11 protein-coding genes are annotated in these 7,965 nt (G+C 67.7%); 7 read left to right on the forward strand and 4 right to left on the reverse strand.

Features of this window, described 5'->3' with window-relative positions; genetic code table 11:
* The 4 genes from ACOJTB_RS01540 to bla form a co-directional block, all read left to right on the forward strand.
* Nucleotides 1-561, forward strand: a 561-nt coding sequence (locus ACOJTB_RS01540; RefSeq protein ID WP_420100753.1) for an ACT domain-containing protein, incomplete at its 5' end; no start/stop codon positions are given.
* A 60-nt stretch (nt 562-621) separates the two neighbouring features.
* Nucleotides 622-834: a DUF1902 domain-containing protein gene (locus tag ACOJTB_RS01545; RefSeq protein WP_420100754.1), complete on the forward strand. Its 213-nt coding sequence runs from the start codon at nt 622-624 to the stop codon at nt 832-834.
* Nucleotides 834-1,028 (forward strand): type II toxin-antitoxin system HicA family toxin, encoded by a 195-nt coding sequence (locus ACOJTB_RS01550; RefSeq protein WP_420100755.1) that lies wholly within the window; start codon nt 834-836, stop codon nt 1,026-1,028. The genes ACOJTB_RS01545 and ACOJTB_RS01550 overlap by 1 nt, the downstream gene beginning before the upstream one ends.
* 61 nt (nt 1,029-1,089) lie before the next feature.
* Nucleotides 1,090-2,085 carry a class A beta-lactamase gene (gene bla, locus ACOJTB_RS01555; RefSeq protein ID WP_420100756.1) on the forward strand — a complete coding sequence of 332 codons (996 nt, stop codon included), beginning with the start codon at nt 1,090-1,092 and terminating at the stop codon, nt 2,083-2,085.
* Between the two features lie 3 nt (nt 2,086-2,088).
* On the opposite strand, the gene ACOJTB_RS01560 is transcribed toward bla, so the two are convergent.
* On the reverse strand, nt 2,089-3,009 hold the full coding sequence (locus ACOJTB_RS01560; RefSeq protein WP_420100757.1) for a DMT family transporter: 921 nt from the start codon (nt 3,007-3,009) through the stop codon (nt 2,089-2,091).
* A 116-nt stretch (nt 3,010-3,125) separates the two neighbouring features.
* Here ACOJTB_RS01560 and ACOJTB_RS01565 point away from each other — a divergent pair, with 116 nt between their 5' ends.
* Together ACOJTB_RS01565 and ACOJTB_RS01570 are read left to right on the forward strand one after the other, a co-directional pair.
* On the forward strand, nt 3,126-4,010 hold the full coding sequence (locus ACOJTB_RS01565; RefSeq protein ID WP_420100758.1) for a type 1 glutamine amidotransferase: 885 nt from the start codon (nt 3,126-3,128) through the stop codon (nt 4,008-4,010).
* 141 nt (nt 4,011-4,151) lie between these two features.
* Entirely contained in the window at nt 4,152-4,553 is a 402-nt protein-coding gene (locus ACOJTB_RS01570) for a PRC-barrel domain-containing protein (protein WP_420100759.1), read from the forward strand.
* A gap of 57 nt (nt 4,554-4,610) precedes the next feature.
* Here the strand turns inward: ACOJTB_RS01570 and ACOJTB_RS01575 are convergent, their stop codons facing one another.
* The 3 genes from ACOJTB_RS01575 to ACOJTB_RS01585 all read right to left on the reverse strand — a co-directional run bounded on the left by ACOJTB_RS01575 (nt 4,611) and on the right by ACOJTB_RS01585 (nt 6,750).
* Entirely contained in the window at nt 4,611-4,769 is a 159-nt protein-coding gene (locus ACOJTB_RS01575; protein WP_420100760.1) for a hypothetical protein, read from the reverse strand.
* Between the two features lie 23 nt (nt 4,770-4,792).
* Nucleotides 4,793-5,386, reverse strand: coding sequence for a tyrosine phosphatase family protein (locus tag ACOJTB_RS01580; RefSeq protein WP_420100763.1), 594 nt, complete (start codon nt 5,384-5,386; stop codon nt 4,793-4,795).
* A 134-nt stretch (nt 5,387-5,520) separates the two neighbouring features.
* On the reverse strand, nt 5,521-6,750 hold the full coding sequence (locus ACOJTB_RS01585; protein ID WP_420100761.1) for a M20 aminoacylase family protein: 1,230 nt from the start codon (nt 6,748-6,750) through the stop codon (nt 5,521-5,523).
* Between the two features lie 288 nt (nt 6,751-7,038).
* Here ACOJTB_RS01585 and ACOJTB_RS01590 point away from each other — a divergent pair.
* Nucleotides 7,039-7,965: adenylosuccinate synthase (locus ACOJTB_RS01590; RefSeq protein WP_420100762.1), on the forward strand; the 927-nt coding region annotated here is incomplete at its 3' end.

Genomic DNA, 7,965 nt, shown 5'->3' on the forward strand with positions numbered 1-7,965 from the left:
CAGCTCACCGAGGCCCCGGTCAAGGGCATCCGCATCGAGTATGAAGGCGCGGTCGCGGGCCTCAACCTCAAGGCGATCTCGGCCGCCGCCATCACCGGCGTGCTGCGGCCCTTCCTGCCCGAGATCAACATGGTCAACTCCGCCATGGTGGCGAAGGAGAAGGGCATCGTCGTCGAGGAACTGACCCGCGAGATCGCCGGCAATCTCGAAAGCCTGATCCGCATCGTCGTCGATGCCGAGGACATGCCGCGCCACGCCGCCGGCACCGTCTTCCAGGACGGCAAGCCGCGCATCGTCGAGATCCGCGACATCCAGGTCGACGCCGAATTCGCCCCGCACATGCTCTATGTCCGCAATGCCGACAAGCCGGGCTTCATCGGCGCCTTCGGCTCGCTGCTCGGCAATGCCGGGGTGAATGTCGCGACCTTCGCGCTCGGCCGCGACAGGCCCGGCGGCGACGCCATCTGCTATGTCGCGCTGGACGAGGCGGTTTCGGACGAGCTGCTCGCCAAGATCCACGAGATCCCGATGGTGAAACGGGCGCGCCGGCTGAAGTTCTGAGGGTCGGTGGGCATCTTGCGGATCCGTGATATCCTCCTGCCGTCCAAGAGGGTGCCGGTGATGCGCAAGGTGACATTCGAGGTTCTGCGCGACGACGAGGCAGGCGTGTGGTACGCCTCCTCGACCAGCGACCCTGGGATCGTGACGGAAGCAGAGACCGTCGAGGCCTTGCGCGAGCGGCTCAAGCTTCTCGTGCCGGATTTTCTGGAAACGACCGAAGAGCTTCAGATCGTGATGGACGTGCATGTAACGGACACCGTCCGGGCCGCCTGATGGTCGAGATCGGGCCGCGCCTCAAACGGATTCTCCGCAAGGCCGGCTATCGCTTCCACCGCCCGGCCAAAGGCGATCACGAAATCTGGCGGCACGAGGAAACGGGCCGGCAGGTCACGCTCGATGCCGGCACGAAGTCGCGTCACACCGCCAATGAAGTGCTGAAACAGGCCGGGCTGCCGAAGGAGTTCTGACCGCCCGCCTCCACCGCGCCGCAATCAGCGTCCCCTCTGAGCCTCTCAGAGGGGATTTTTCATGTTGCGCATCGCCGCCGCCGCTGCTCTCGGCCTGCTCGCCGCCTCGCCCGCCTTCGCCGACTGGAACAAGGCGGCGCTCGACAAGGGCGTCGCCAAGATCGAGCGGCGGGCGCAGGGTCGCCTCGGCGTCGCGCTGATCGATTTGAAGGACCGCAAGCTCTGGTCTTATCGCGGCTCGGAGACTTTCCCGATGCAGAGCGTCTTCAAGCTGCCGCTCGCGGTCGCGGTGCTGCAGCAGGTGGAGTCGGGAAAGCTGAAGCTCGATCAGCCGGTGACGATCAACCGCAAGGACCTCTCGCTGTTCCACAGCCCGCTGGCGAAACAGTTCAAGGGCGAGAGCGCGAGCTATCCGGTCCGGGAGCTGCTCCGCCTCGCCGCCGGCCTCTCCGACAACACCGCCGCCGACCGGCTGATGCGCGAAATCGGCGGCCCGCAGGTGGTCACGGCCATACTGCGCCAGGGCGGCGTGGACGGCATGTCGGTCGATCGCTACGAACGCCAGTTCCAGCCCGAGATCTACGGGCTGAAGGGCTTTGGCTGGGACGAGTTGGTCGATGAGCAGCGCTTCCGCGCCGATCTCAGGGCGCTGAAGCCGGAGGTCCGGCTCGCCGCGCTGGCCCAGGCGCTGAAGGACCCGCGCGACGCATCGACGCCCGAGGCGAGCGCCCGCTTCCTCGAGGGCTTCGCCGAAGGCAACTGGCTGCGCGACCCGAAGAACACCGCCCTCCTGACGGGGATCGTCACCGAAAGCCCGATCGGCGCCGACCGCATCAAGGCCGGGCTTCCGGCGGGCTCGAAACTGGCCCACCGCACCGGCGCGGGGCTGACCACGGACGGCGTCAACCACGCCACCAACGATATCGGCATCGCCACGCTGCCGGACGGCCGGCGCTTCGTGATCGCGATCTATCTCGCCGGCGCCCGCGCCGATGCGACAGAGCGCGAGGCGGCCCTGGCCGAGGTGGCCAAGCTGGCAGTGGCGTCGCAGCGCTGAGGCTTACCGCCCCAGCCGTTCGGCGATGAAGATGCCGCCGAGGACCAGCAGCAGCGCGACCGCATGATAGAGCCCGAACGGCTCGCCCAGCACCAGCACCGCGAGCAGCGGCGCGAAGACGGGCACCAGATTGACGAAGACGCCCGCCCGGCCTGGTCCGATCAGCTCGATCGCGCGCATGAAGGTCAGCTGCGAAATGATCGACGGCATGATGACCGTGAAGGCCAGCACGGCCCAGCCCATCGGCGTCGGCCGATGGAAGACCCCGAGCGCGATCTCGCCGATGAAGAGCGGCAGCGAGAACAGGCAGGCGAAACCCGATGCGACGGTGAAGAACACCAGCGCCGGAACGGCCGGCCGGTTTCGGACGCCGACGGTGTAGCTGGCATAGAAGACGCAGGCCATGATCATCAGGAGGTCGCCGGGCACGAAGCGGAACCCCAGCAGCACGTCGAGATCGCCGCGGCTGGCGGTGACGGCCACGCCCGCGAGCGTCACCACCACACCCAGCGCCTGCATCGGCGTGATCGGGATGCGATAGGCGAAGAAGGCGCCGATCAGCACGATGACGGGGATCGAGCCCTGCAGAATGCCGATATTGATGGCCGAGGTCGAATAGGCGGCCAGATACATCAGCACGTTGAAGCCGGTGAAGCCGGTGAGCCCCAGCAGCGCGACGAAGCGCCAGTGCGCACGGATCTGCGGCCAGTAGACGACGAGGTCGCGGCGCACCAGCAGCGGCATCACGAGGCAGACGCCCACCCAGCGCAGGCAGGTCAGCGCCATCGGCGTGATGTTGTCGACGGCGAGGCGGCTCGCCACCGCATTGCCGCCCCAGATCAGCGTGGTCACGATCATCAGGAGATAGGCATTGCCCCAGACGCGCTGGGCGAGGCTCGGCGTCGATGTCGGATCGGGGTGCACGCTGCTGGCCTGTCGCGAAGGAGAGGCATCTGACATAGCCTTGCGCGCGCGTGCTCTCCTATGAGATTGGGCGCACAGCCGCCCATCGTCCGACGCATCGCCCGGAGCACGCACCCATGATCGAAACCGGCTCCCGCCCGCTGCGCCTGCTCTTCGTCGACGGCAACACGCGCGAGCAGCGCGAGGCGCATGCACAGGGCTATGCAGGGCTGAGCCCGGCTGAGGCCTATGCCGCGGAAATGACCGCCATCGCCCCGGAGATCGTCGCCGATATCTGCCTGCCGGCGGATGAGGGCGCCAACCTGCCCGACGGCGCCGGGCTGGAAGGTTATGACGGCATCATGCTCACCGGCTCGGCGCTGCACATCTACCATCTGGAGCCGGCCGTCACCCGCCAGATCGAGTTGATGCGGGCGATCTATGCCAGCGGCACGCCGTGCTTCGGCTCCTGCTGGGGCATCCAGATGGGCGTGGTCGCGGCCGGCGGGAGCGTCACCGCCAATCCCAACGGCCGGGAGGTCGGCTTTGCCCGGCGCATCTTCCGCACCGAAGCCGGCCGCAACCATGCCTTGCTCGCCGGCCGTCCGATGAGCTTCGACGCGCCCGCGATCCATCTCGACACCGTGGCCCTGCCCCCTCACGGCACCACCATCCTGGCCTCGAACGCCTACAGCCAGGTCCAGGCGGCGGAGATCCGCCACGAGGGCGGCGTGTTCTGGGGCGTGCAGTATCACCCTGAATTCCCGCTGCGGCAGGTGGCATCCATTCTCGGCCGCATGATTCCGACACTGATCGACGAAGGCTTCCGCCGGGACGAGGCCACCGCCCAGGCCTGGCTGGAGGATTTGCGCACGCTCGATGCCGAACGCGACCGTGCCGATCTCGCCTGGGCGCATGGCCTCGACCGGGAGGTGCTGGAGGATGAGCGCCGCGTCACCGAGCTGCGCAATTTCCTGGAGCATCGCGTCAAGCCACACGCCAGCGCGCGCGGCCGGGCCTGAGAAGAACGGCAACGCAAATCGACCACGCGATCGGCGGCGAGACGCATCGCCAAGAAAAATCGCATTCCGAATCAGGAACTCCAGCCTCACGGCCCCGTTATTTGGCCGGGCTGGGGATAGCCTGACTTTGGAGTTTGCCTGATGCGCAACATGATCATCGCCATCGCGTCTGCCGCTGTTCTTTCGACGGCCGCCTATGCGCAGACCGCGACCACGAGCACGGCGGTGAAGGAAGTCTATGTCACCGCCAAGCCGACCGACGTTCTCACCAGCAATCTGATCGACCTCAACGTGACCAACAGCGCCAATGAGAAGATCGGCGAGATCAAGGACGTCGTGATGGCCAATGGCCAGGTGGCCGGCTACATCCTCTCAGTCGGCGGCTTCCTCGGCATCGGCGAGCACTACGTCGTCGTCTCGCCCGCGGCTGTGAAGGTCAACTACAACGAGACCGACAAGAAGTGGTCGGCCCTGATGGAGACCACCAAGGACGCGCTGAAGGCTGCCCCGCAGTTCAAATATGAAGGCCGCTGGTCGCGCTGAGCGAGCCGGCACAGCCTCTCCGAACGGACGGCCCCGCTTCAGCGGGGCCGTTTCCGTTTACGCGCCGTTAAGCCTGCCGCGACGTTGCGGAAACTTACCGCCCACCGTTACGGTTTCATCCGCAACCATCAGCGCGGAGGAGGAGGCGATGGAAGAGGAAATCGTCGTGACGCTCGGCATGATGGCGGTCGTCGCGATCGCCTGGGCCGTCACCACCCGGTGGTCGATCTGACCGCCTGTCAGACCTCTGAGCCTGCGCCGGCCATCGCCACCTCGCGGCCGCGCCCGAGATGGGCCATCCAGCCCCGGTATCGCGGCTCGCGGGCGAGCTGCCGGGCATAATGGCGCCCCAGCGCCTCGGTGAGGCGCCCGTCCCGCCCCAGCTGCGCATCCGCAAAGCCGACCATCACCGAATTGGGCCAGGCCTGCGGGCGGATATCCCGCAGCCGCGCGAACAGCCCCTCCTCGTCCTCGTCGGGATCGGCCTGCGCCATCAGCGCCAGCATCGCCGCCGTCGAGCGCGAGATGCCCATATGGCAATGCACCAGAAGATGGCCGCTCGCCCGCCCCGTCGCCGTCGCGCGCAGATCCTCGCCGAAGCGCAGGATCTCCGCGACGTGCTCCGGCGCCGGCATGACCTGCCCGGGCTGGGGGTCGATGATGTCGTGGAAGCGCAGCGTCACGCGGTGATGGGCGCCATAGCCGCCGAAATGCTCGATCTCGGCCCGCTCCGGATCGAGCACCGAGAGCACATGCGTCACCTCGCGGGCGCTGTTGTCCGGCAGTTCGTCGATGCCGCAGATCGTCAGCGTCGAGATGGAGAGGGTTTTCACGATGTAGCTCCGCTCGGCGTCATGGTCGGGCTTGTCCCGACCATCCACGTCTTCGCTGGAGGGCGCGGCGGTCAAGACGTCGGTGCTCGCCGCGAGGGCGAGCATGACGGCAGAGGCCGGCCTCCGTGTCGCTCTTACTCAGCCGCCATCGCCGGCCGCTGCTGTCCCAGCTCCTGATCGATGAGGCCGACCCAGTAGCGGACGCCGGCGGGAATGATCGCGTCGTTGAAGTCGTAGAGCGGGGTGTGCAGCCCGGTGAAGGAGCCGTCCGGGTTGACGCCGTTGCCGATGCGCATGAAAGCGCCGGGGCGCACCAGCATCATCTCGGCGAAATCCTCGCCCCCCGTGCCGGGCCGCAGCTGGCCGTTGACGTTCTGCGCGCCGGCCGCCTGCGTCGCCGCCGCGACCGCGACCCTGACCTGCTCGGCCTCGTTCACCAGCGGGCTGGTGCCGCGATGATAAGACGGCTCCGCCTGGCAGCCCCAGGCCTGCGCGGTGGCGAGCGCCAGCTCCGCGATGCGCCGCTCCACCGTGTCGCGCACCTCCTGCGAATAGGTCCGCGCCGTGCCGCCGATGATCAGCTCGGAGGGGATGACGTTGGAGGCCGCGACATCGCCGCCATGGATGTAGCCGACGCTGATCACGGCCGTGTCCAGCGGGGCGACGTTGCGCCCGACGATGCCCTGCAGGCCGAGCACGAAATGCGCCTGCGCATAGGTGATGTCGGTCGAGCGATGCGGCTGCGAGCCGCCATGGCCGCCGACGCCCCGGAAGGTCACCTTCCAGCTGTCCGCCGCCGCCAGGAAGGGACCGACCGTCGTGCCGAAATGGCCGGTCTCCATGCCGGGCGTGTTGTGCAGGCCGTAGATCGCATCGCAGGGGAAGCGCTCGAACAGCCCGTCGGCGAGCATGGCGTTGGCACCGCCGCGGCCTTCCTCGGCCGGCTGGAAGATCAGGTTCACCGTGCCGGCGAAGTCGCGATTCTCGGCGAGATAGCGCGCCGCCGCCAGCAGCATGGTGGTGTGCCCGTCATGGCCGCAGGCATGCATGCGGCCCGGATGCTTCGAGGAATAGGGCAGGTTGGTCGTCTCATCGAGCGCCAGGCAGTCCATATCGGCCCGCAGGCCGATGGCGCGGCCGCCGGGCCGGTTGCCGCGGATGACGCCCACCACGCCGGTCTGGCCGACGCGCTCATGCACCTCGACGCCCCACTCCCTGAGCTTGTCGGCGACGAGCTTCGCGGTGCGCACCTCCTCCAGCCCCAGTTCGGGATGGGCATGGATATCGCGGCGGATGGCGGTGAAGGCGGCGTGGTGCTGGTCCAGCCAGGAATCGAGCGTGGACTTGGAATCGAGCGTGCTCATGATCGTGCAGTGTCCCCTTGCGCTGCCGGCCGTCTTTCCACGGCCGCTGCGAGCTTGAATCCCTTACTCCCGAATGTGGCAGGATTCCCGCGCGGATCGCGCAAGGCGGCCATGTCCCGACGCTTTCGAACCGTCCCTCCGGCTGTCGAAACCTTGACCTGCGCCCTTTGTTGGCTCATGAGGGCTTGCAAGGACCTGCTCCGAAACCCCGGCCTTGCGCCGGGGTTTTGCATGTGCGCGGGCCGCTTGCACGGCAATGCGGTTGTAAACAGCAGGGACACCTCGCTCATGGCGAATGTGGTTGTGGTCGGCGCCCAGTGGGGCGACGAGGGCAAGGGCAAGATCGTCGACTGGCTCTCCAGCCAGGCCGATGTCGTGGTGCGGTTCCAAGGCGGGCACAATGCCGGCCATACCCTCGTCATCGACGGCAACGTCTACAAGCTCTCGCTGCTGCCCTCGGGCATCGTGCGCCCCGGCAAGCTCTCGGTCATTGGCAATGGCGTCGTGGTCGATCCCTGGCATCTGGTCGAGGAGATCGCCAAGCTGCAGGCCCAGGGCGTCGCGATTACGCCCGACAATCTGCGCATCGCCGACAACGCCACGCTGATCCTGCCGCTGCATCGCGAGCTCGACCATTTCCGCGAGACCGCCAATGCCGGCATGAAGATCGGCACCACCAAGCGCGGCATCGGCCCGGCCTATGAGGACAAGGTCGGCCGCCGCGCCATCCGCGTCATCGACCTCAAGGACGAGGCGCTGCTGGAAGCCAAGATCGAGCGGCTGCTCGCCCATCACAACGCGCTGCGCCGGGGCCTCGGCATCGGCGAGGTCGACGGGCGCGAACTGCTGGGCCAGCTCAAGGCGATCGCCCCGCAGATCCTGCCCTTCGCCGACACGGTCTGGGCGCTGCTCGACGGCGAGCGCCGGGCGGGCCGGCGCATCCTGTTCGAGGGCGCGCAGGGCGCCCTGCTCGACGTCGACCACGGCACCTATCCCTTCGTCACATCCTCCAACATTGTCGCCGGCCAGGCCGCGACCGGCTCCGGCCTCGGCCCCTCCGCCGTCGGCTATGTGCTCGGCATCGCCAAGGCCTACACCACCCGCGTCGGCGAGGGTCCGTTCCCGACCGAGCTGTTCGACGAGATCGGCGAGCTGATCGGCCAGAAGGGCAAGGAGTTCGGCGTCGTCACCGGCCGCAAGCGCCGCTGCGGCTGG

It is taken from the genome of Allobosea sp. (assembly GCF_048595345.1).
Classification (GTDB): domain Bacteria; phylum Pseudomonadota; class Alphaproteobacteria; order Rhizobiales; family Beijerinckiaceae; genus Allobosea.